The 23641-nt window shown below is 69.4% G+C and carries 19 protein-coding genes; 3 read left to right on the top strand and 16 right to left on the bottom strand.

Going from position 1 to position 23641, the window contains the following annotated elements; translation table 11 throughout:
* Positions 1-116 precede the first annotated feature (116 nt).
* From ftsZ to ACNR9W_RS04780, 13 genes are all read right to left on the bottom strand, one after another.
* Complete coding sequence (gene ftsZ / locus ACNR9W_RS04840) at positions 117-1724, bottom strand: cell division protein FtsZ (protein ID WP_419271067.1); 1608 nt, start codon at positions 1722-1724, stop codon at positions 117-119.
* Between the two features lie 226 nt (positions 1725-1950).
* Positions 1951-3285 (bottom strand): cell division protein FtsA, encoded by a 1335-nt coding sequence (gene ftsA, locus ACNR9W_RS04835; protein WP_419271069.1) that lies wholly within the window; start codon positions 3283-3285, stop codon positions 1951-1953.
* Positions 3286-3301: 16 nt separating this feature from the next.
* Positions 3302-4237 carry a cell division protein FtsQ/DivIB gene (locus tag ACNR9W_RS04830; protein ID WP_419271071.1) on the bottom strand — a complete coding sequence of 312 codons (936 nt, stop codon included), beginning with the start codon at positions 4235-4237 and terminating at the stop codon, positions 3302-3304.
* Positions 4234-5169, bottom strand: coding sequence for a D-alanine--D-alanine ligase (locus ACNR9W_RS04825; protein WP_419271073.1), 936 nt, complete (start codon positions 5167-5169; stop codon positions 4234-4236). Before ACNR9W_RS04825 ends, ACNR9W_RS04830 begins: the two co-directional genes overlap by 4 nt.
* 157 nt (positions 5170-5326) lie before the next feature.
* Positions 5327-6262 (bottom strand): UDP-N-acetylmuramate dehydrogenase, encoded by a 936-nt coding sequence (gene murB / locus ACNR9W_RS04820; protein ID WP_419271075.1) that lies wholly within the window; start codon positions 6260-6262, stop codon positions 5327-5329.
* 217 nt (positions 6263-6479) lie between these two features.
* Complete coding sequence (locus ACNR9W_RS04815; RefSeq protein ID WP_419271077.1) at positions 6480-6827, bottom strand: hypothetical protein; 348 nt, start codon at positions 6825-6827, stop codon at positions 6480-6482.
* On the bottom strand, positions 6824-7090 hold the full coding sequence (locus ACNR9W_RS04810) for a DUF2484 family protein (protein WP_419271079.1): 267 nt from the start codon (positions 7088-7090) through the stop codon (positions 6824-6826). The genes ACNR9W_RS04815 and ACNR9W_RS04810 overlap by 4 nt, the downstream gene beginning before the upstream one ends.
* Entirely contained in the window at positions 7087-8508 is a 1422-nt protein-coding gene (gene murC / locus ACNR9W_RS04805; RefSeq protein WP_419271081.1) for a UDP-N-acetylmuramate--L-alanine ligase, read from the bottom strand. Before murC ends, ACNR9W_RS04810 begins: the two co-directional genes overlap by 4 nt.
* Positions 8505-9593: a UDP-N-acetylglucosamine--N-acetylmuramyl-(pentapeptide) pyrophosphoryl-undecaprenol N-acetylglucosamine transferase gene (locus ACNR9W_RS04800; protein ID WP_419271083.1), complete on the bottom strand. Its 1089-nt coding sequence runs from the start codon at positions 9591-9593 to the stop codon at positions 8505-8507. Before ACNR9W_RS04800 ends, murC begins: the two co-directional genes overlap by 4 nt.
* The gene (ftsW, locus tag ACNR9W_RS04795) at positions 9593-10756 is read right to left on the bottom strand and encodes a putative lipid II flippase FtsW (protein WP_419271085.1); all 1164 of its coding nucleotides are present in this window, start codon (positions 10754-10756) and stop codon (positions 9593-9595) included. Before ftsW ends, ACNR9W_RS04800 begins: the two co-directional genes overlap by 1 nt.
* Before the next feature lie 125 nt (positions 10757-10881).
* Positions 10882-11760: an urea carboxylase-associated family protein gene (locus tag ACNR9W_RS04790; RefSeq protein WP_419271087.1), complete on the bottom strand. Its 879-nt coding sequence runs from the start codon at positions 11758-11760 to the stop codon at positions 10882-10884.
* Positions 11761-11825: 65 nt separating this feature from the next.
* The gene (locus ACNR9W_RS04785; RefSeq protein ID WP_419271089.1) at positions 11826-12569 is read right to left on the bottom strand and encodes a cytochrome c biogenesis CcdA family protein; all 744 of its coding nucleotides are present in this window, start codon (positions 12567-12569) and stop codon (positions 11826-11828) included.
* 126 nt (positions 12570-12695) lie between these two features.
* Complete coding sequence (locus ACNR9W_RS04780; RefSeq protein ID WP_419271091.1) at positions 12696-15254, bottom strand: Rne/Rng family ribonuclease; 2559 nt, start codon at positions 15252-15254, stop codon at positions 12696-12698.
* A gap of 477 nt (positions 15255-15731) precedes the next feature.
* Between ACNR9W_RS04780 and ACNR9W_RS04775 the strand changes: the two genes are divergently transcribed.
* Together ACNR9W_RS04775 and ACNR9W_RS04770 are read left to right on the top strand one after the other, a co-directional pair.
* Positions 15732-16454, top strand: coding sequence for an SOS response-associated peptidase (locus ACNR9W_RS04775; RefSeq protein WP_419271093.1), 723 nt, complete (start codon positions 15732-15734; stop codon positions 16452-16454).
* Positions 16455-16535: 81 nt separating this feature from the next.
* Complete coding sequence (locus ACNR9W_RS04770) at positions 16536-17453, top strand: hypothetical protein (RefSeq protein WP_419271095.1); 918 nt, start codon at positions 16536-16538, stop codon at positions 17451-17453.
* Here the strand turns inward: ACNR9W_RS04770 and ACNR9W_RS04765 are convergent.
* The 3 genes from ACNR9W_RS04765 to ACNR9W_RS04755 form a co-directional block, all read right to left on the bottom strand.
* Complete coding sequence (locus ACNR9W_RS04765; protein WP_419271097.1) at positions 17403-18260, bottom strand: glycosyltransferase family 25 protein; 858 nt, start codon at positions 18258-18260, stop codon at positions 17403-17405. The two genes, ACNR9W_RS04770 and ACNR9W_RS04765, sit on opposite strands and share 51 nt — an antisense overlap.
* Positions 18241-18858 (bottom strand): inner membrane-spanning protein YciB, encoded by a 618-nt coding sequence (locus ACNR9W_RS04760; RefSeq protein ID WP_419271099.1) that lies wholly within the window; start codon positions 18856-18858, stop codon positions 18241-18243. The genes ACNR9W_RS04765 and ACNR9W_RS04760 overlap by 20 nt, the downstream gene beginning before the upstream one ends.
* A 93-nt stretch (positions 18859-18951) precedes the next feature.
* On the bottom strand, positions 18952-20571 hold the full coding sequence (locus ACNR9W_RS04755) for a DUF1223 domain-containing protein (RefSeq protein ID WP_419271101.1): 1620 nt from the start codon (positions 20569-20571) through the stop codon (positions 18952-18954).
* 237 nt (positions 20572-20808) lie between these two features.
* Here ACNR9W_RS04755 and acnA point away from each other — a divergent pair, with 237 nt between their 5' ends.
* Positions 20809-23589 carry an aconitate hydratase AcnA gene (acnA, locus tag ACNR9W_RS04750; protein ID WP_419271103.1) on the top strand — a complete coding sequence of 927 codons (2781 nt, stop codon included), beginning with the start codon at positions 20809-20811 and terminating at the stop codon, positions 23587-23589.
* Positions 23590-23641: the final 52 nt, after the last annotated feature.

Below are 23641 nucleotides of genomic sequence, written 5' to 3'. Positions count from 1 at the left end.
ACGCGGCAGGCACCGCAACCCGGGCGGGAACAGCCGCAGATCGTTAGGATGCAATGAAAAAGAGCCGCAAGATGCGGCTCCTTCTCGATCTTCATGTACCGGAGTTGTGATCCGGATCAGTTCGCCTGGCGACGCAGGAATGCCGGGATCTCGACATTGTCCTGGGCGCTGTCGGGGCTGGCCAGATCGTCGAAATCGGTGTCCTGCTGGCGGGCCCGGACGGCCACGCGCTCGTTCACGCGCTCGGCGATCGACGACGCGCCGGGCTTGGGCGCCGAGGGTTGATCGCCATGGCCGGCCATCCGCTCCAGCATCCGGCCCAGACCGCTCATGCGGCTCTGGACACGGTTGGCCTCGGGGCGGGCCTGGGGCTGAGGCTGGGCCTGTGGCGCCGCACGGTTGCCCTGGCCGTGATTGTCCACGGCGCGGCGCAGGCGGTCCATGACCTCCGGCGCGGGCTGGCCGGCGCGCGGCGCCGAGGGTGCGCGGGGCGCGACGAAGGCCGAGGCGTCATCCTCGATCCGCACGGCGGTCTGGCGGGCGCTGTCCTTGGGCTGATAGGCCGGCTGCGGCATGTCGTCCTCGTGACGGGCGGCCGGAGCATGAGCCGGCGCGGCGGGCTGCGCCTCGGCATGCAGAACGCTGCGACGCGGCGGAACGGGGGCCTCTTCCCGTGCGGCGGGCGTCGCGACAGTCGGGCTCTGCGTCAGCGGCGCGGCCATGCTGCGGCGGGGCGAGGGAACCTCGGCCACGGCGACAGCGGCGTCGATGCCGGTTGCCACGACAGAGACGCGGATCGTGCCGTCCATGTCCGGGTCCAGGGTCGAGCCGACGATGATGTTGGCATCGCTGTCCACCTTGTCGCGGATGACGTTGGCGGCCTCGTCCAATTCGAACAGGGTCATGTCATAGCCGCCGGTGATATTGATCAGCACGCCACGTGCGCCGTTCAGGCTGATCTCGTCCAGAAGCGGGTTGGCGATGGCGCGTTCGGCGGCTTCCTGGGCACGGTTCTCGCCCGAGGCCTCGCCGGTGCCCATCATGGCCTTGCCCATCTCGTCCATGACGGAACGTACGTCGGCAAAGTCCAGGTTGATCAGGCCCGGCTTGACCATCAGGTCGGTCACGCCCTTGACGCCCTGGTACAGCACATCGTCGGCCAGCGCAAAGGCGTCGGTGAAGGTGGTCTTTTCGTTGGCCAGCCGGAACAGGTTCTGGTTCGGGATGATGATCAGCGTGTCCACGACCTTCTGGAGCGCCTCGACGCCCTCCTCGGCCTGGCGCATCCGCTTGGTGCCCTCGAATTGGAAGGGCTTGGTCACGACGCCCACGGTCAGGATGCCCATCTCGCGCGCGGCTTGGGCGATGATCGGGGCAGCGCCGGTGCCGGTGCCGCCGCCCATGCCGGCGGTGATGAAGCACATGTGCGCGCCCATCAGGTGATCGACGATGTCCTCGATGGTCTCCTCGGCGGCCTTGGCCCCGATGGTCGGCTTGGCGCCGGCGCCCAGACCCTCGGTCACCTTGGGCCCGATCTGGATGCGCGTGGCGGCACGCGACTGCTGCAGCGCCTGCGCGTCGGTGTTGGCCACCACGAATTCGACACCGTCAAGCTGCTTCTGGATCATGTTGTTGACCGCATTGCCGCCCGCGCCGCCGACACCGAAGACCGTGATGCGCGGCTTCAGCTCTTCTTCGTCGTTCATCATCAGATTGAGGTTCATGGTTTCCGCCTGTTATCGCTGCTCTGCTTATCGGGCGCGGGCTGTCCGCTCGAATCCCCCGGATTTACTGGTGATCGTAACCATTCTGCCACGGTGCGTCACTCGAAAAAGGCAGCAAACGCGCGAAATATGGGAGGTATAGCGTCGCCTTTCGGCGGTATCTTGCCACAGACGCAGAATGTGGTGGGGACAACCCTACCACGGTCTATCGACGCTGCAGATTCAATCACCAGTTGTTCTTGAACCAGCGATAGGCGCGGCGCAGGCTGCGCCCGGGATAGCTGTCCGCCGGCGTCTCGAAATCCCACCATTCGTCCTGCGGATGCGCCGCGAACAGTGCCAGCCCCACCGCGCTTGAAAAGCTGGGATCGGTCAGTTGATGCGCCAGACCGTCGATGCGCAGCGGTCGCCCGCAGCGGATGTTCGGCCCCAGGATGCGCGCGGCCAGACCGTCAAGGCCCGGGATCTGGCTGCCGCCCCCGGTCAGGACGATCTGCTGGCTGGGCATCGAATCAAATCCTGCCGCATCCAGTACGCCGCGGACGTTCTCCAGGATCTCCTCGACGCGCGGGCGCATGACCCCGATCACGTCGGCGCGGCTGACCTGCCGGCGGTCGGCATCCCAATCGCCGGTCTCGGCGCCCACGTCGATCATGTCGCGGTCGTCGCGGCCGGTGGCCTCGACCCCGCCGTTTAGGGTCTTCAGCCGCTCGGCCACCGGCAGGCCCACGCGCAGGCCCTGCCCGATGTCCTGGGTGATCAGGTTGCCGCCGATGGGCACATGGTCGGAAAAGATCATGTGCTTCTTGATGAAGACCGACACGCCGGTGCCGCCGCCGCCGAAATCGACGCAGGCGGCGCCCAGTTCCTGCTCATCCTCGACCAGGGCCGCGCGGGCCGAGGCATAGGGGGCCGAGGCGATGCCCGCCAGTTCCAGGTCGCAGCGGCGGATGCACTGGACCAAGTTGCCGATGACGTCGCCGTCCACGGTCAGCACATGCATGTCGCAGAACAGCTTGTTGCCCAGGTGGTCGCGCGGATCGGCCAGTGCAGATCGGTTGTCGACGGCAAAGTTCACCGGCTGCGCGTGCAGCACCTCGCGGCCCCGGCCGAAATCGGGCTGCTCGCAGGCGGCGAGGACCGAGGCCACGTCATGGTCCCCCACCTTGCCCGAGGCCAGGGTGATCTCTCCCGCCAGACCATAGGAGGCAGGGCGCCCGCCCGACAGGCAGGCGATGACGTGATCGACGCGCACGCCCGCGACCTTCTGGGCGGCCGCGACAACGGTGCGGATCGCGCGTTCGGTTTCGGCCATCGTCTCGATCTCGCCGCGCCGCATGCCGCGGGACCGGGTCGAGGCCGCTCCGATCACGCGGAAATTGACCTGCCCCGCCATCGGCCCGACACCGTCCGTTTCGCGGAACGTGCCCGTGCCGTCAAAGCGCAGGACCAGGCAGGCGATCTTGGAGGTGCCGATGTCCAGGATGCCGATAACGCCCCGTTGCAGGGCCGCCCGGCGCATGTTCCGCATTGCCCGCTGCGTCTGATACAGTTCCGCCATTCGCCCGTCCCGTCCCTCAGCCCTTGGTTTCTTCCGGCAGCACGCGCCCGTCCGGCCCCAGCAGGGGCAGGCTGCGCGCCTGGCGGATGGTGTTGCGCGCGTCAATGCCCAGCCTCAGCACCGGGCGCTGCGGGTCGCGCAGGTCGACGACGCTGATGTCGCGGCCCAGCATGTCCTCGGCGCGGTCCAGCGCGATCGCGGCCTCCAGCGCGATGGTCGCACCGGTTTCGGGCAAAAGGATGCGCTGGCCATGGTCCAGAACCAGGTCCCACCGCCGCTCTCCGCGCCGCACCAGTCCGCGGACGCGTGGCAGGATCGGGCCCGCCGCATCGAACAGCGCCAGCGCCTCCTCACTGGCCAGGTCCGCACCTTCGCCCGAGATCAGCGGCAGTTCGGGACGCACCTCGCGCGAGGTGACGCTGGCGACGCGGTGGCCGCCCTGGTCCAGCATGTCGATGCCGCGGGCATGGCGCCACAGGATCGCCGGCGCGCGCTCCGTGACCACTGCCGAAAGGATGCCGCCCGGCTTGATGCGCAGGTCGATCGCCTCGACCGCGTCCAGCTGCATCACCTGCAGCCGCAGCGCCGGCAGGTCGATGTCGAAGCTGGAGGCCGGCAGGTCCACCGGCAGCATGGCCCGCAGCGCGCGGTCCACGACAGGGGATGCACCTTCGATCGTCATCAGCCGGACCTGGAATTCGTCGCGGCTTTGAACCTTGGTCACGACCTGCGCCACGTTGTCCTTGAGCGCGGCGCGCCGATCCTCGTCCGAGAGCCAGAGGCCCGCGATCAGGGCGATGACAAAGGCCGGCACACCGATGCGCAGGATGCGGCGATAGAGCGGCGTCAGCCACATCCGCTCCAGCCGGTATTTCAGGCGCGAGGGCGCGGGATCGCGGCGCTGCCGCGCGGCGGGCGGGGTGATCTGCTTTCCGGGGCGATGATCGATCACGACCGGCACAGCGCGTCCTCCACCATCCAGGTCATCAGGGCCGGGAAATCGATGCCGACATGGGCCGCCTGTTCGGGTGCCAGCGAGGTCGGCGTCATGCCGGGCTGGGTGTTCACCTCCAGGATGATCAGCCCGGCCGTGCCGCGCGCCTCGTCCCACCGGAAATCGGTGCGGCTGAGGCCGGTGCAGCCAAGGGCGTCATGCGCGCGCACCGCCATCTCCAGGCAGGCGGCGCGGATCTCGGCCGGGATCTGCGCGGGGACCACGTGCCGCGAGCCGCCGGCCGTGTATTTCGCGGCATAGTCGTACCAGCCCTCGGTCAGGATCTCGGTCACCTCCAGCGCGCGGTCGCCCATGACCGTGGTGGTCAGTTCGCGCCCCGGCGCATAGGTCTCGACCATCACGCGGGTCGGCATCTCGGGCGACAGGGCGGGCGGCTGGTTGGCGCCGTCATGGACGATGTAGACACCGACGGAGGAGCCTTCGTCATTGGGCTTGACCACGTAGGGGGGCGGGATCACGTGGCGGCGGCGCACCTCCTCCGCATCCGCGATGACGCTTTCCACGACCGGCAGGCCGGCCGCGCGAAAGGCCTGCTTGGCGCGTGTCTTGTCCATCGCCAGGGCCGAGGCCAGCACGCCGGAATGAGTATAGGGCAGACCCATCCACTCCAGCAGGCCTTGGACGCAGCCATCCTCGCCCCACCGGCCGTGCAGGGCGTTGAAGACGACATCGGGGGCGGCATCGCCGAGCCGGCGCAGGATTTCATCCCCGCGTCCCGTGCCGAGCGCGATCTCGGTTACCTGATATCCCGCCACTCGCAGCGCCTGCGCGCATTCGCGTCCCGATGACAAGGAAACCTCGCGTTCGGCCGAGGGTCCGCCCATCAGAACGGCGACAGAGTGGGCTGCCCTGCTCGACCTGCCCGCCACGTTTTCGCCTTTCGCGCCCGGTTGCTCCGGGCTTGATCCATTCGCGCCACCTTGGACGGCGGCGTCGTATGGATGGACGATACAAGCAAAGCGTGAACCGAAAAAGAAGAAATTCGGCTGTGTGCGCCGAATGTTGCGCCGGCTGCCGCTTTGGCGATCAGTCGTTGTCCGGGGCGGGATCGCCGATCCGCACGACCTCCCATTGCAGGTCGTGGCCGCTGTCCTCCAGGACGCGGCGGCGGACCAGCTCGCCCAGGGCCTCCAGTTCAGCGGCGGTGGCGCCGCCGGTGTTCAGCAGGAAATTGGGATGCTTTTCAGACATCTGCGCGCCGCCCCAGCTGTGCCCGCGCAGGCCCGCGCGGTCGATGAGGGACCAGGCCTTCAGGTCATGCGTGTCATCGGCCTGCCCGGTCGAGCTGAAGCCGGCCGGGTTGCGGAAGGTCGAGCCGGCGCTACGCTCGCGGGTGGGCTGGCTGGCGTCGCGCCGGGCCAGCTGGTCGGCCATCTTGGCATGCAGCGCATCGGGATCGGCGCGTTCCGCATGGAATCGCGCCTCGGTCACCACCCAGCCCTGGGGGATCTCGGCCTGGCGATAGGCGAAGCGCAGGTCGGCGGCGGTGAGCGTCAGGATGCGGCCGTCGCGGCTGACCAGGCGGGCGTCGATCAGGTGGTCGGCGACATAGCTGCCATAGCAGCCCGCGTTCATCCGCACGGCGCCGCCGATGCTGCCGGGAATGGTGCGCAGGAAGGTCAGGTCCAGCCCCGCATCGGCCGCCCGCCGCGCCACCTGCGCGTCCAGGGCCGCCGCGCCGGCCGTGACGATGTCGCCTTCCGCCTCAACGGCGTTGAAGGCGCGCCCCAGGCGGATGACCACGCCCCGGATGCCGCCGTCGCGCACGATCAGGTTGCTGCCGACGCCCATCGGGAAGACCGGAACGGAGGGGTCCAGCGCGGCGAGGAAATCGGCCAGGTCGGCCTCGTCCGCGGGCTGGAAGAGCCAGTCGGCGGGACCTCCGACGCGGAGCCAGGTGAGGCTGTCCAGGGGACGATCGGGGATCAGGCTGCCGCGCGGGGTGGGTAGGTCGGAACACATGGCAGAGGTGGTAGCCAGCGCAGCGCCCATCGTCAACCAAGCGCGCAACACCAGCGCGCGTTGCGAGCGGTGACGGGCCGCGCGGGAGGGGCAAGGAAAGGGCAGCATTTGCTGGAAAAGCGGCGGCACGGGGCATGCACCGTCGGGACACCGCGCGTGCATAGGGTGTACACCGCTTGCGGGCGCTTGGTTAAGCTTCGCTTCAGGAAGAGGCGGGTCAGATCAGGAAGGTCGCGGCCGCCGCGCCGGCGGCGGTCAGCAGGCCCAGGGCGGTCAGCAGCCCGGTCGCGCGGCGCCAGGCCGCGCGATGGCCGCCGAGCCGCGCCAGGGCCAGGCCGATGCCCAGGCCCAGCAGCGCGGGCAGCACGATGAAGCTCTGCGCCACCACCGCCGCAAGGTCGTGGAAGCCGTCACGCCCCTGCGCCGCAAGGAAGAGTTGCAGGGCGATCGTCGCCAGCAGCCAGGCCAGCGCCAGCAGCGGCCAGCGGAGCCCCAGCCGGACGCTGCCCCAGGCGATGAACCCGGCCCCCGCGAGGCAGGCGGCGGCGATGATCCAGGGGCTCACGTCTGCGGCCTGCGGCCGGCGCGCGAGGGCGGCGGCCGGCGGCCCAGCGCCAGGAGGCCCAGCGCAAAGCCCAGGACGCCGATGCCCGGTCCCCAGACCAGCGTCAGCCAGCCCAGGATCGGCACGCCGAAGGTGACGAGGCACCAGTTGGCCCGCGGCCGCCACCGGGGCGCCAGCAGCGGGACGAGGCAGGCAAGGCACAGCCAGACGCCGGTGACCGCCGCGGCGGTCAGGGGCAGCGTCGATAGCTGGATCGCCGTCACGCGGCCTGGCCCTGCAGGCGCGCGGGCAGCGCGTTGGCCCAGGCCGAGATCGTCCCCGCCCCGAGGCAGACGACCATGTCGCCCGGACGGGCCTGTTCGCGGACCAGCCGTTCCAGGTCGTCCTCGGACAGGATGGCGCGGGCATGGCGGTGGCCATGGGCGATCAGCCCGGCCACCAGGTCGTCGCGCGAGGCGCCGGGGATCGGGTCCTCTCCGGCGGCATAGACCTCGGCGATGGCGACCACGTCGGCCTCGTTGAAGCAGGTGCAGAAATCCTCGAAGAGCGAGGAAAGGCGCGAATAGCGGTGCGGCTGGTGGACCGCGATGACGCGGCCGCTGCCGGCCTGGCGGGCGGCCTTGAGGACGGCGGCGATCTCGACCGGGTGATGGCCGTAGTCGTCGATGACGGTCACCCCGTCCACGGTGCCGACATGGGTGAAGCGCCGCCCCACCCCGCCGAACTTGGCCAGGGCGTCGCGGATCTCGGACCGCTTGATCCCGAGGTGGCGGGCCACGGCCACGGCCGAGAGGCAGTTCGAGACGTTGTGATCGCCCGGCATGGGCAGGGTGCAGCCCTCGATCATCGGGGTCTTGCCGTCGGCGGCCTCACCCTGAAGGGCGATGTCGAAATGGGCGATGCCCTTGTCATAGCGCAGGTTCATCGCCCGCACGTCGGCCTGGGCGTTGAAGCCGAAGGTCACCACGCGCCGGTCGGTCAGCCGGCCCACCAGGGCCTGCACCTCGGGGTGGTCGGTGCAGCAGACGGCAAGGCCGTAGAAGGGAATGCCCGAGGCGAAGTTGTAGAAGCCCTGGCGCAGCGCGTCGAAGCTGCCCCAATGCTCCATGTGCTCGGGGTCGATATTGGTCACGATGGCGATGTCGGCGGGCAGGCGGTTGAAGCTGCCGTCGGATTCGTCCGCCTCGACCACCATCCATTCGCCCGCACCCGCCCGCGCGTTCGAGCCATAGGCGTGGATCACGCCGCCGTTGATGACGGTGGGGTCCAGGCCGCCCGCGTCCAGCAGGGTGGCCACCATCGTGGTGGTCGTGGTCTTGCCATGGGTGCCGGCGATGGCGATGTTCGATTTCATGCGCATCAGCTCGGCCAGCATCTCGGCCCGGCGGACGATGGGCAGGCCGCGCAGGCGCGCCTCCTCCAGTTCCGGGTTGCCCTTCTTGATGGCGGTCGAGATGACGATGACGCCCGCGCCCTCGACGTTTTCCGCGCGCTGGCCCTCGAAGACGGTGGCGCCCAGGGTCTCCAGCCGGTCGGTGATCTTGGAGCGCTTGAGGTCGCTGCCCTGCACGCGGTAGCCCAGGGTCAGCAGCACCTCGGCGATGCCCGACATGCCGATGCCGCCGATGCCCACGAAATGGATGGGGCCCAGCTCTCCGGGCAGTTTGGTCGCTGCGTTCATCGCGCAATCTCCTTGACGAGGTCGTAAAGGCGCCGCGCCGCGTCGGGGCGGGCAAGGGACAGCGCAGCCTGGGCCATGGCCGTGGCCTGCGCGGGGTCGGTCAGGATCGCGCGGATGTCGCGCGTGAGGCTGTCCGCGTCAAGCACGGATTCGGGATGGACATGGGCCGCGCCCGCCTCGGCCAGGGCCTGGGCATTGGCGGTCTGGTGATCGCCGGTGGCCGCGGCGAAGGGGATCAGGATCGCGGGCCGCCCGATCACCGTGATGTCGGCCAGCGACGAGGCGCCCGAGCGGCTGACGACCAGCTGCGCCTGCGCCAGGCGGTCGGGGACGTCGGTGAAGAAGGGCTGAACCTCGGCCGCGATGCCGGCCTGGGCATAGGCTTGGGTGACCCGCCCGCCATCCTCGGCCCTGGCCTGGTGGCTGACGCGCAGGCGGGCGCGCAGGTCACCCGGCAGGGCCGCGACGGCGGCGGGCACCATGTCCGAAAGGACGCGGGCGCCCTGGCTGCCGCCGATGACCAGCAGGTGCAGGGGGCCCTCGCCCAGGGGGGCGGCATAGGGGGTGGCGGCCTGGTCCAGCACGCTGGCGCGGACCGGGTTGCCGGTATGGATACCCGAGAGCCCGTCCGGCAGGTCGGTGGGCCAGGTGCCGCAGGCGATACGGTGGACGCGGGACGCGAAGAGGCGGTTCACGCGGCCCATGACGCCGTTCTGTTCGTGGATCATGCGCGGCAGGCCCATGCTGTACGCCGCCGAGAGGGCCGGGATGGTGGGATAGCCGCCAAAGCCGATCACCACCGCCGGGCGGTCGCGGCGGAAGGCGGCGCGGGCGGAGAGGACGCCCGCCGCGATCTTGAAGGGGGCTGCCGCCTTGCCCGCCGCGCCGCCGCGGGCGGTGGTGGCCGAGGTCACGATCTGGCGTTCGACCGCCTCGGGGAAGCCGCCGGCGTAGCGGGCGCCGCGGTCGTCGGTCGAGAGACGGACGCGCCAGCCCTGGGCCAGCAGCATCTCGGCCAGGGCCTGGGCAGGAAACATGTGCCCGCCGGTTCCCCCGGCGGCGATCAGCGCAAGCGGGGCGGACATCAGCGGCCCCGGCGCAGGATTTCGGCGAACTCGCCCTGGGGGCGGGTGCGGGTCAGGGCCAGGAGCATGCCGGCGGCGATGCCCGAGGCGATCACGGAGGAGCCGCCATAGCTGACGAAGGGCAGCGTCATCCCCTTGGCGGGCAGCAGGCGAACGGCCACGCCCATGTTGATCAGCGCCTGCACGCCGAAGGCGCAGGCGAGGCCGGTGCCCGCGATGCGCGCGAAGGGGTCGCGTTCCTTCAGCAGGCGCAGCAGCGAGCGGATGACGATGGTGCAGTAGAGGGCGATGATCGCCAGCACCATGACCAGGCCGTATTCCTCGGCCGCGACGGCGATGATGAAGTCGGTATGGGCATCCGGCAGCGACCATTTGACCGAGCCTTCCCCGACGCCGACGCCGAAGAAACCGCCCTCCTGGATCGCGTTGGTGGCGTAGCCGATCTGGGTGCGGGGGTCGATCTCGGGCGAGAGGAAGCCGTTGATGCGGCGCGCGAAGTGTTCGGAGGCGCCATAGGCGAAGACGCCGCCCATCAGCGCCATCCCGGCCACGCCCAGGAGCAGCACCATGGGCGCGCCGGCCACGAAATACATCACCAGCCAGGAGAACAGCACCAGCGAGGCCTGGCCGAAGTCCGGCTGGAGCGCCAGGAGCAGCACGACAACCACCGCAGCGAGGAAGGAATAGGCCTTGCCCGGCGGGCCGCCGATCTCCTGGCTGGCGGCCATGAACCACGCGCAGAGCGCCACGAAACCGGGCTTGAGGAATTCGGAGGGCTGGATGGAGACGAAGCCCAGGGAGAGCCAACGCGTCGCGCCCTTGCCGAAATCGGTGCCGATGAAGGGCAGCGCCACGATCATCAGGAACGAGAGCGCAAATCCCAGGACGCCGATGCGCCGGATCTGGCGCGGCGACAGCATCGAGATGACCAGCATCACGACCAGCGCCAGCCCGCCGAAGACCGCCTGCCGCTGCACGTAGTAGAAGCGCGGAAGGTTGTTCTTTTCGGCCAGCGGCACCGAGGCGGCCAGCCCCAGAAGCAGGCCGATCGCGAAGAGGCCAAGGACACAGGCCAGCGCCCATTTGTCCAGGGTCCGCCACCAGCGTGGAAGAATCGGGTCGCCCGTCCGCACGGGCGTCGCGCCGAAGACCATCTCGGTCATGGGAATACCGCCGTCACTGCCTCTGTCCTGTCCGGTTTTCCCGGATCTGCGGGGAAGGATAGCGCGAATGTGCCCGTGGCGCTACTACAGATTGTGCAGGTTCAGGCAGCCCTGGCGGGGGCGGGTCAGCCCCCTGCCCCGCCGTCCTGGCCGTGGCTGCGGTCATAGCCGTTCGGGCGCGAGGGCTGCCATCCCGCGGGCGGGGCCAGCGGCCTGAAGACCTCGACCAGAAGCGGGTGGCAGGGGGCCGCATCCGAGGAATGTTCACCCCCGCAATCGCCACCCGGACAGGCCGAGAGCGCGCCCAGAAGGTCGGTATCGGCCAGGAATTCCAGGTAGTCGCCGGGGCGGACGGGGCTGGCCTTCATGAAATACTGGCCGGTGTCGCGGGTGAAGCCCGTGCACATGAAGACGTTCAGAACGTCGTGGACATGCGCCTCTGCCTGGTCCAGCGGCATGTCGCGTGCCAGCGCCAGGGCGCGGGTCAGGTTTGAATGGCAGCAATGGTGATACTGCCCGCCCTCCGACAGCAGGTTGTGGGTGTAGGGGTCGCAGCGCGTGCCGATCACGTCATGCACGCTGCCGCCGAAATCGTCGAAGCCGTACCAGTCCAGCGAGTCGTCGGTGATCGTGGCCAGGGGCCGCAGCGTCGGGAAGTTCGACCAGAGCCGGTCGCCCGAGGAGAGATGCGTGCCGTGCAGGGCGCGGGTCTTGCCGGAATAGAAACGCTCGGACAGGTCGGCGCTCCACAGGTTCAGGTCGCCCACCTGCGGGCCTTCGATGCTGGTGATGCGAAAGAAATGCCCGGCCGGCACGGAAAAGCAGCGCGCCTCGCGGGGCGGGACCCGCACACTGTCGGTCAGGGTCCAGCCCGGACGCGCGGCGCGCAGGGCGGTCAGGTCGGGGCGCGGCAGGCTGTCGACCGGGTAGCAGATGACGGGGGCCAGGGCGCGCCGGGCGGCGGCATCGGCAGGGGCCGGGTGCAGGGGGTGGTCGGGCTTCATGGCAACCTTTGTGCGCTGTCGCGATGGACCATGCTGGCCCGGAACGCGGCGCGGCGCCAGAGGCCTCAGCCCAGCGCGGCCAGGGCCGGAAAGGTTTCCAGCAGCCAGAAGCTGAAGGTCGAGAAGGCGCCGGTCAGCAGCATCACCCCGACCCCGACCAGCAGCAGGCCCATCACCCGCTCGATCGTCCTGAGCCAGGGCTTGATGCGGTTCATCACGCCGATGGCGCGATTGATGAAGATCGCGGCCAGCAGGAAGGGGATGCCCAGACCCAGCGCATAGACCGCCAGCAGCGCGGTGCCGCGCGACAGTTCGCCCCCGGTGGCGGCCAGCGACAGGATCATGCCCAGCTGCGGGCCGATGCAGGGCGTCCAGCCGAAGGCGAAGGCCAGACCCAGCACATAGGCCCCGAAGGCGCCGCCGTCCTGGCGGCCGGCCTGCATCCGCGCCTCGTGGTCCAGAACGGGGATGCGGATGACGTGCAGGAAATGCAGGCCCATGATGACGACCATCACCCCCGCGATCCGCGCCAGCACGTCCTGGTATTGCAGAAAGGCGCGCCCGAAGGCCGAGGCCGCGACGCCCATGACCAGGAACACCGTCGAGAGGCCCATCACGAAGAACAGCGCTGGCAGGACCGCGCTGCGTTCGCGCGCGCGCAGCCCGTTCACCCCCACCCCGGTCATGTAGGCCAGGTAAGGCGGCACGATCGGCAGGACGCAGGGCGACAGGAAGGACAGGAAGCCCGCCAGCAGCGCCACGAAGGCGGCGGGCAGAAAGGCGGCGGTGGCGAGTTCGATTCCCAGCATGGGCGCCACCATAGCCGCAGCGGGGCCGAAAGACAGCGGCCAAAGCGTCACGGCTGCGTGGGCGGAATGCGAAAGGGGGCGCGCCAAGTGGCACGCCCCCCTTCCGGTCGGTTCGTCAGCCTGCGATCAGCGGCCGGACCACCAGCCGCGGCGCTTGGGCTGGGTGCTGGCATCGGCCAGTTCCGCCTGCGGCGCGGGGCCGGGTTCGTTGGCGGCCTGCGGCGCGGGGGCCGGGGCGCTGTCCTCGGCCTCGACCAGCGGGGCCTGGGCGGGCTGCGGCGCGGGCTGGGCCTGGGGTTCGGCGGCGGTTTCGGGTTCGGGTTCCGGCTGGAGGGCCAGCGGCGCGACGGGTTCGGCGGCGGTCTCGACCAGTGCCTCGGCCACGGCCTCCGCGGTGGCGGTATCCGCCTCGGGGGTCGCGTTCAGGCCGGGCAGCGCCTCGGCCCGATGGTCGTCGGGCTGTCCGGCCACGTCCATGACCTCGGGCAGCGCCTCGGCCTCGACCGGCTTGCGGGACCGCGACCGCGAGCGCGAGCGCGAGCGGGACCGCGACCGGCCGGCAGGCTCGGCCTCGGCGGTCTCGACGGCCTCGGCCATGGCGGGTGCGCCATCCTCGTCCGCGGGGACGATGGCGGCCTCGGCCTGCGCATCATCGGTCGCGTCGGTGTCGTCGTCATCCTCGTCGCCGGCCTCGGCCGATTCGCCCTCGGGACGGTCGCCGGACTTCCGCCGACGGCGCCGACGGCGACGGCGCGACCGGCCGCCCTCACCCTCGCTCTCGTCGGTGGCAGCGGGTGCGGCCTCGGATGCCTCGGCGGGCTCGCGGGTCTCGACGTCGGCTTCGGCTTCGGCTTCGGGGGCCGCGTCCAGCTCTTCGGCCTCGACGATGTCCAGATCGTCCTCCTCATCGTCGATGCTGGCCATCAGGTCGGCATTGACGCCCAGCGGCACCTGCGAGGGTTCGGGCACGACGCGGGTCGCGGTCTTGAACTTCTCGATGGCGAAATCGGGCGAGACCAACGCCGGGTCGGCCTCGACGCGCACGGACATGCCATAGCGCGCCTCGATCCCCGCCACATGCTCGCGCTTGGCGTTCATCAGGAAGTTGGCCACCGCGACGGGCGCCTTGACCAGCACCTCGCGCGACCGCTTGCGCGTGCCCTCTTCCTCGATGGCGCGCAGGATGGTCAGCGCCAGGCTGTCATCGCTGCGGATCAGGCCGGTGCCGTGGCAATGGGCGCAGGGCTGGGTCGTCGATTCCAGCATGCCGGGACGCAGGCGCTGGCGCGACATCTCCATCAGGCCGAAGCCCGAGATGCGGCCGATCTGGATGCGGGCACGGTCGGATTTCAGCTTGTCCTTGATGCGCTTTTCCACGGCGGCGTTGTTGCGACGCTCGTCCATGTCGATGAAGTCGATGACGATCAGGCCCGCCAGGTCGCGCAGGCGCAGCTGGCGGGCGACCTCGTCGGCGGCCTCCAGGTTGGTCTTGAGCGCGGTTTCCTCGATCGAGCCCTCCTTGGTGGCCCGGCCCGAGTTCACGTCGATGGCGACCAGCGCCTCGGTCACGCCGATGACGATGTAGCCGCCCGATTTCAGCTGCACGACCGGGTTGAACATGCCCGCCAGATAGCTTTCGACCTGGAAGCGCGCGAATAGCGGCATCTGGTCGGCGTAATGCTTCACGTTCTTGGCGTGGGACGGCATGATCATCTTCATGAAGTCCTTAGCCACGCGATAGCCGCGCTCGCCCTCGACCAGGACTTCGTCGATGTCCTTGGAATAGAGGTCGCGGATGTTGCGCTTGATCAGGTCGCCTTCCTCGTAGATCGGCGCGGGCGCGATCGACTTGAAGGTCAGGTCGCGGATCTGTTCCCACAGGCGCAGCAGGTATTCATAGTCGCGGCGGATCTCGGTCCGGGTGCGCTGGCTGCCGGCGGTACGGATGATCAGGCCGGCGCCACGGGGCACGTCCAGCTCTCCGGCGATTTCCTTCAGCTTCTTGCGGTCCACGGCATTGGTGATCTTGCGGCTGATGCCGCCGCCGCGCGCGGTGTTGGGCATCAGCACGCAATAGCGGCCGGGCAGCGACAGGTAGGTGGTCAGCGCGGCACCCTTGTTGCCGCGTTCCTCCTTGACGACCTGGACCAGCATGATCTGCCGGACCTTGATCACCTCCTGGATCTTGTAGCGGCGGGCGCGGGGCTTTCTGGGGGCGCGGACCTCTTCGGCCACGTCCTCCTCGGCCACCGATTCGATCTCGTCGTCCTTGTCCGAGGCGTCCTGGCCCTCGGCCTCGTCATCGGACAGCGTCTCGTCGTCCTGCGCGGATTTTTCGGCGCGCGACGACTTGCGACGGCGGCTGCCACGCTCTTCCTCGGCCTCCTGGGCCTCGGCATCGGCGCGTTCCTCGGCCATCAGGGCCTCGCGGTCGGCGGCCGGGATCTGGTAGTAGTCGGGGTGGATTTCCGCGAAGGCCAGGAAGCCGTGGCGGTTCCCGCCGTAATCCACGAAGGCCGCCTGCAGCGAAGGCTCGACCCGCGTCACCTTGGCAAGGTAGATGTTCCCCGCCAGCTGACGCTTGTTGACGGTCTCGAAATCAAATTCCTCGACCTTGGTTCCGTCGACCACGACCACCCGAGTTTCCTCGGCATGGGTGGCGTCGATCAGCATTTTCATTGCCATGTTCTTGTCTTTCGCGCAGGCGCGCCCCGGGCGGGGCCAGCGGCACCCCCCGGTCACGGCTGCGGTTTGTTGATGAGGACACGGGCGCGTCACCGACAGAGACGTTCCGACCGGCGGTGCCTGTGGCCCGCCCGTCCTGAAGTCTGCCGTCCAAAGCGCGCGTCATCGCGTCTGTTCCTTCGAATGACCCCGGGCCTTTCAAGACCGCCGGGCCGCTGTCTGTCGTCACCCCCGTGCGCAATCCCGGATCGGGCGGCGCGGCCGGAGGGTGGGTTTTCCGCGTTGCACATGGCTCTCCCGGATCGGGTTCAGAGGTGCCGCGCTGCGAAACTTTCGGCGCGCGGACATTCCTCAGCGGAAACAGCCGCGCGCATGGTTCCAGCATAGAGGGGCAGCGGGGGAAAATTCAATGCAGAAAAGGTCCTGTATCCTTCTGCGGCGATTTCAGGCCCGGGACGGGAATGCTAGGCTGGCGCGATGTGCAACCTTTATTCCAATACCACGGCCCCCGAGGCGATGCGCCGGCTGTTCGCGGTCACGGCCGCGGGCGATCACCTGGGCAATGCCGAGCCCCAGCCCGCGATCTTTCCCAAGGGGGACGCCCCCATCGTGCGGAAGGACCCCGATGGCGGGCGGCGGCTGGATTACAGCCACTGGGGCTTCGTGATGCCGCAGGTCTCCAGCCGGACGGGGCTGCCGATCCAGCCCAAGGCCATCAACAATGCCCGCGACGACAAGCTGCGCGCGTCGCCCTTCTGGCGGGACGCGTTCCGGCACCGGCGCTGCCTGATCCCCGCCAGCAGCTTTTCCGAGGCCAGGGGCCGCAACCCGGCCACGCATGTCTGGTTCGGCCTCCGGGGCGAGGCGCCCCGCCCGCCCTTTGCCCTTGCGGGGATCTGGCAGGTTTACGACGGCCCCTATGCCGCGGAACGGCGGTCGCTGCTGGTCAGTTCGATGATCACCACCACGCCCAATCCGCTGGTGGCGCAGGTCCATCCCGACCGGATGCCCGCGATCCTGCGCCCGGAGGATTACGCGACCTGGCTGGAGGGCGACCCCGACGAGGCCTTCGCGCTGATCGAGCCCTACCCGGCCGAGGAAATGGTGATCCACCAGCAGGGCGTCGGGCTGAAGGCCGATCCCGTCGGCAGCGGCGGCGATGACGCAGCGCCCGGACCCGGCCAGCTGCCGCTGTTCTGAGCGTTGCGCGCCCTGTGCGCAGGGCGTCACGCAGCTTTAACGCATTCTTCACGGCGCTGTTGCAGCCTTGCCCTAGCTGATGTGGCAACGGAACTGCGGCGGGGGTTCGGGATGGCGGTGATGCGGGTGAATGCCGGTGAGGCCTTGCCGGGCGACCTGTGGCGGCGCGCCGCCGGGCTGCCCCAGGGGGCGCCCGTCATCGTCATGCTGCACGGCTACCGCTATTCCCCGCGCTCGCCCGCCCATGACCCGCATCGCCACATCCTGTCGCCCGAGGCGACACCCGGCGTCCCGTCCTGGCCCCGTGCGCTTGGTTTTCAGAACCGCCCGGGCGAGGGGCTGGGCATCGCCTTTGGCTGGGAGGCGCGCGGCAGCCTGCAGGGCGCCTATGCGCGCGCGGGACAGGTCGGCGCCGACCTGGGCGGGCTGGTGTCGGAGCTGGCCGCGCAGGCGGGGCGGCCCGTGGGGCTGATCGGGCATTCGCTTGGCGGGCGGGTGGCCCTGCAGGCACTGGCGGGGGCGGAGGCGGGCAGCGTCGGTCGGGTGATCCTGCTGAACGGGGCCGAGTTCCGGGATGCGGCCGCAGAGGCGATGGAGCGGCCCGCCGGCGCCGGGGCCGAGGTCATCAACGTCACCGCGCGCGAGAACGACCTGTTCGATTTCGGGCTGGAGCAGCTGCTGGCGCGGGGCCGGCGGCGGGCATTGGGCTGCGGGCTGGCGCAGGCACGGCCGAACTGGGTCGACCTGCAGATCGACCATGCCGCCACGCTGGACGCGCTGGCCGAGCTGGGCTTTCCCACCGCGCGCGGATCGCGGCTGATGTCGCACTGGACGACCTTCCGGCGCGACGGGCTGTTCGACCTTTACAGAACGGCGCTGTGCCACCCCTGGGCCCTGCCCCTGGGCCTGCTGCGGCTGCACCTGCCCGATGGGCCGCAGCCGCGCTGGTCACGCCTGCTGCCCCGTTCCGCCGCCCGGGACGCGCCGCTGCGGGCGTGAGGACATGCGCCCACGCGCCAGCCGCCAGCCCCGGCAGCCCAGCCGCGCCAGTTCCAGCCAGGCGCGATACGGCAGCACGGTCAGGTAGCGCCAGCGGCCCAGCTTGTAGGCGCGCAGGCCCGCCTGGATCTGCGTCGGATGGTCGGAGCGCTGCGAAGCCGGCAGCGGGTCCACGAAGGCCGCGCGCAGCCCGTCCAGGTATTCCAGGTCAAAGGCGATGTCGAAGGCCAGGCGCATCGGCAGCAGCTTGTCGGTGAACCATTGGGCCGCGCGGCGGTCCACGACATAGGCGCCGGCGCCCTTTTCGCGCGTCAGGGCGACGGCCAGGCGCCGCCCCTGCCCCAGGTCGCGGACCCGGTACTTGCGCCCGCGGTTCACGGATGTCAGGCGCAGCAGGTTCCACAGCTCGCGATGGGCCGCCGCGCGGTCCAGCGTGTCCAGGAAATCCGGCTGGAAGCTGACATCATCCTCGAGGATCAGCGCCAGATCGGCGTCAGCGGCCAGAAAGGCCCGCGCGCAGGCGATGTGGCTGAGATAGCAGCCGACCTCGGGCGGGGTGGTGCGGCGGCCGTGCAGCAGACGATAGGCGATCTCGTTGAACTCGGCGAGGGGAAAGTCCAGCTTGCGCCCGTCCACGCCCTCGATCCGGGTGAAGGGCAGGCCGGCGGCGGTCAGCTTGGCGGCCATCGCGGCCAGCCGGTCCTCGGCCCCCACCATGTTGATCAGATAGATCGCCAGCCGCTGCCGGCTGAGCGGCAGCGTGATGCAGCCGTCGCAGGCTGCCCCCTCAGGCTGCGCGGTCGTCATTGGCCGCGTCCTTGTCCGGCAGCGCATGGGCGCGGTAAAGGCCCGCATTCCCCAGAAGAAACGCGAACAGCAGCACCGGCAGGCCGAAGGTCTTGAAATAGACCCAGGCGGTTTCGGACATATTGCGCCAGACCAGCTCGTTCATCACCGCCAGCGCCAGAAAGAACAGCGCCATGCGCAGGGTCAGCTTGCGCCAGCCTTCGGCGTCCATCGGCAGCGCCTCGGAGAGGACCGCGCCCAGCCAGTTGCGGCGCAGCGCCAGGCCTGTGCCCAGGATGACGGCAAAGAGGACATAGATGATCGTGGGCTTCAGCTTGAAGAAGCGCGGGTCGTTCAGCCAGACCGACATGCCGCCGAAGACGATCACCAGGACCAGCGTGGCCACCTGCATCGGCGCCAGCTTGCCGGTGATGCGCCACTGGACCAGCGTGCTGAGGACCAGCGTGGGGATGAAGACCAGCGTGGCAAAGATGAAGCCGCCGTAGCTTTGCCCCCAGAGTTGGACGTCCTGGCCGCGAAACAGCATGAAGACCGCGAAGAACAGGATCAGCGGCCCGAATTCCAGCGCCGGCTTGACCCAGGGTTTCGTGTTTTCCATGCGCCGGTATGCTCCTGCCAGGGGCCGCGTGCTGCGCGGCGGTCATCGTCACAGGCCTTTTCGCCCAGGATCAGGCAGGCCACAAGGGCCGCGTCAATCCAGCTTGATGGCGGCCAGGATGGGTCCGGGCCGGCTGCGGGCGCCGCGCACCTGCTGGACCAGCACCGCGTGACGGGTGTCGGGCGGAAAGCGGTCGCTGGCGATCTGGTCCGTCCGCACGTTCAGCCGCAGCGGCCCCTTGCCGTCCCAGCGCGCCAGCCGTTCATGCGACAGCACCACATTGCTGTAGGCCACCGACTTGCCGCTGTTCTCGCCGCCGCGCACCTCGACGATGCGCTGCGGGGCATAGCGCACCATGGCGATGTCCACGGGGCTGTCGAGGTCGGACAGGGGCTGCAGCTCGATCGCCTCGCCGTCGCGGGTCTTTTCGCGCTGGATGCTGATCATGGCGGGGGCATAGCGGCGCCCGTCGATCAGTCCCATCAGCTGGGCCGGGTTGGGCGCCACGGCGGTGTCCTGCCCGTCCACGATCATCTGCGGCGTATAGATCGACCGTTCGCCCGCGATATTGGCATAGCCGGTCTGGCGCTCGGTGAATTCGGGGCGGGCAAAGCTGTCCTCCCAGCCCAGATAGTCCCAGTAGTCGACGTGATAGGACAGCGCCAGCACGTCCCCCTGCCCCTTGAGCATGGTCAGCATCGCATCCGCCGGCGGACAGGACGAGCAGCCCTGCGAGGTGAACAGCTCGACCACCACGGGCAGGGTCGAGGTCGGAAGTCCGGGCGCGTCGGGCGGCGCCTGGTCAAGAAGGGGAAAGCTGTCATAGGGGACAGCCTGGAACAGGTTCCTGGCGGAGGGGTCCACCCGGCCGGGATCCGCCGGCGCGGCGATCACCGGGGCCAGGGCCGGTGTTCTGGGGCGCTGCGGCGCGGCCGCTACCGGGGGCATGGTCGCCGCAAGCGGCGCCGAAGGACGCGGCGCGGGAACCGCAGCCTCGGCCAAGGGTCCGCGTTGGGCCGGGACCGCGGCCGGCGCGGGCGGCGCCAGGGCGGGCCGCACCGGCCGTTGGGCGGGGGGGCGGGCGGAACTGCGCAGCCGCGTCGATTTGCCCTCCGCACCGCGCGGCTTTGATTTGCCCTGCACCACCGGAGCGGTACGGGCAGAAGGGCTGGGTGCCGTGCGGGCGGCGGGGGCCGTGGTTGCACCTGCATTTCCCCGCCCGTTGGTGCCCCTGTTGCCGCCGGGTGCGCCACTGCCTCGGCTCGGGGTGCTCTGCGGCTGTCCGCGCGAGGTGCCAAAGCTGCTGGGGCCGTCGTCGGCCCGGCCCGGCGCGCTGCCGGATCGGCCGGGGACGCTGTTCGACCGGCCGCGCGACGCGCCAAAGCTGCTGGGTGCGTCATCGGCCCGGCCCGGTGCGCTGCCCGACCGTCCGGAGGCGCTGCCGGATCGGCCGGGACTGTCGTCCGACCGCCCTGCTCCACCGCCGCCCGATCCGCCGCGAGAATCGCCTGAACGACCCGAGGATCCCCCCGAATTGCCGCGGGAGTCCGACTGCCCGCCGCCGCCCTTGCCGGAATTCCCCTGGGCAGGGGCCGTCACAGGAACCAGGATCAGGCTCAACGCGGCCAGCGCGGCCAGGGCTCCGGCACGCAGCCGTCCCAGCCCTGATGCCGGATCAGCCTTTGCGGGCACATGTGCGGGCCTGGCGGCCATCATTTGTTTCCTGTCGCATTTCACATCATCCCTGATAGCGCCGCGCGCCGGCCGCCGCCAAATCAAGGCTTCGTTAACCAATCTCCCTCCGCCCGGCCGTGCCCCTTGAGCAACAGCCCGAAACATGGTATGCGATTGCATACAATTTGCATGCCCGCCCTTGCAGCGCCCCGGACGATGGGGCAAAGCAGGGGACGCATGCCCGACCCATCCATTCTTGCAGACAGGGAGGCCCTGATGCCCATCCAGACCGGAACCGACACCGCCAAGACCCGCCGCACGCTTACGGCCGGCGGCGCCCAGGTCGACTATTACTCGATCGCCGCCGCCACCGAGGCGGGGCTTGGCGATTTCTCGAAACTGCCGGCCGCGCTGAAGGTCGTGCTGGAGAACATGCTGCGCTTCGAGGACGGCGGCCACACCGTGTCGCTGGACGACATCAAGGCCTTCGCCGAATGGGCGACGCTGGGCGGCAAGAACCCGCGCGAGATCGCCTATCGCCCGGCCCGCGTGCTGATGCAGGACTTTACCGGCGTTCCGGCCGTGGTCGACCTGGCCGCGATGCGCGACGGGATCAAGGCCCTGGGCGGCGACGCCCAGAAGATCAACCCGCTGAACCCGGTCGACCTGGTCATCGACCATTCGGTCATGATCGACGAATTCGGCACCCCCCGCGCCTTCCAGAAGAACGTCGAGCTGGAATACGAGCGCAACATGGAGCGTTACACGTTCCTGAAATGGGGCCAGAAGGCCTTCAACAATTTCCGCGTGGTGCCGCCCGGCACCGGCATCTGCCACCAGGTGAACCTGGAATACCTGGCCCAGACCGTCTGGACCGACACCGACCAGTCGGGCAAGACCGTCGCCTATCCCGACACGCTGGTCGGCACCGACAGCCACACCACCATGGTCAACGGCCTGGCCGTCCTGGGCTGGGGCGTGGGCGGGATCGAGGCCGAGGCCGCGATGCTGGGCCAGCCGATCTCGATGCTGATCCCCGAGGTCGTCGGCTTCAAGATCACCGGCGCGCTGGCCGAGGGCGTGACCGCCACCGACCTGGTGCTGAAGGTCGTGCAGATGCTGCGCAAGCACGGCGTCGTGGGCAAGTTCGTCGAGTTCTACGGCGAGGGCCTGGACAACATGCCGCTGGCCGACCGCGCGACCATCGCCAACATGGCGCCCGAATACGGCGCCACCTGCGGCTTCTTCCCGATCGATGACGAGACCCTGCGCTATCTGCGCCAGACCGGCCGCGAGGAGGACCGCATCGCCCTGGTCGAGGCCTATGCCAAGGAAAACGGCTTCTGGCGGACGGCGGATTACGCGCCGGTCTATTCCTCGACGCTGGAACTGGACCAGAGCACCGTGGTGCCCGCCATTTCGGGCCCCAAGCGCCCGCAGGACCACGTGCCGCTGACCGAGGCCGCGACTGCCTTTGGCGACTACATCAGGGGCTTGCGTCCCGCCGCCGCGGTTCCGGTCGAGGAAAAGGCCGAGATGACCGAGGAGGGCGGATCGCCCAGCCCAGCCCCCGCGGAGATCCCCGGCGGCAGCCACGGCCACCTGAACAGCGCCCCCGTCGATGGCGAGGACTATGTCCTGCGCGACGGTTCGGTCGTGATCGCCTCGATCACCTCCTGCACCAACACCTCGAACCCCTATGTGCTGATGGCCGCGGGCCTGGTCGCCCGCAAGGCCCGCGACCTGGGCCTGACTCGCAAGCCCTGGGTCAAGACCTCGCTGGCGCCCGGTTCGCAGGTGGTCGAGGAATACCTGAAGGCCGCCGGCCTGCAGGAGGACCTGGACGCCCTCGGCTTCAACCTGGTGGGCTTTGGCTGCACCACCTGCATCGGCAACTCGGGGCCGCTGCAGCCCGAGATCTCGAAGGCGATCAACGACAACGACCTGGTGGCCGTGTCGGTCCTGTCGGGCAACCGCAACTTCGAGGGGCGCATCAGCCCGGATGTGCGCGCGAACTATCTGGCCTCGCCCCCGCTGGTCGTGGCCTATGCGATCGCGGGCGACATGAACATCGACGTGACCCGCGACCCGCTGGCCCACACGCCGGACGGCAAGCCGGTCTTCCTCAAGGACATCTGGCCGACCTCGAAGGAAGTGTCGGACATGGTGGACCGCATCGTCACGCGCGAGATGTTCCAGGCCAAATATGCCGACGTCTTCAAGGGCGACGAGCGCTGGCAGGGCGTCGAGATCACCGACAGCGAGACCTATGACTGGCCGGCAAGCTCGACCTATATCCAGAACCCGCCCTATTTCCAGGGCATGTCGCAGCAGCCGGGCACGATCGACGACGTCAAGGGCGCGCGGATCCTGGCGCTGCTGGGCGACATGATCACGACCGACCACATCAGCCCGGCGGGATCGTTCAAGCCCGCCACCCCGGCTGGCCAGTACCTGACCGAGCGCCAGGTGGCGCCGCGCGATTTCAACAGCTACGGATCGCGCCGCGGCAACCACGAGATCATGATGCGCGGCACCTTCGCCAACATCCGCATCAAGAACGAAATGCTGGACGGGGTCGAGGGCGGCTATTCCAAGGACGCGCAGGGCAACCAGGCGCCGATCTATGACGCGGCCATGTCCTATGCCGAGGAGGGCACGCCCCTGGTCGTCATCGGCGGCATCGAATACGGCGCGGGCTCCAGCCGGGACTGGGCGGCCAAGGGCACGAACCTGCTGGGCGTCAAGGCGGTCATCGCGGAAAGCTTCGAGCGCATCCACCGCTCGAACCTGGTCGGCATGGGCGTCATCCCCTTCGAGTTCACCGAAGGCCAGAACCGCAAGTCGCTGAACCTGACCGGTGACGAGACCATCTCGATCGACGGCCTGTCGGGCGAGTTCAAGCCGCTGTCGCTGGTTCCCTGCACCATCACCTATGCCGACGGCACGGTGAAGGAGATCCAGCTGAAGGCGCGCGTCGATACCGAGGTCGAGATCGACTACCTGAAGAACGGCGGCGTGCTGCACTACGTGCTGCGCAATCTTACCGCCGCCTGATCTGGCCGGATGGAGAAACGGAAAACCCCCGGCCCGCGGCCGGGGGTTTTTG

Origin of the sequence: Paracoccus sp. T5 (assembly GCF_048538155.2) — a bacterium.
Classification (GTDB): domain Bacteria; phylum Pseudomonadota; class Alphaproteobacteria; order Rhodobacterales; family Rhodobacteraceae; genus Paracoccus.
This window is presented reverse-complemented; position numbering and strand designations above follow the sequence as displayed.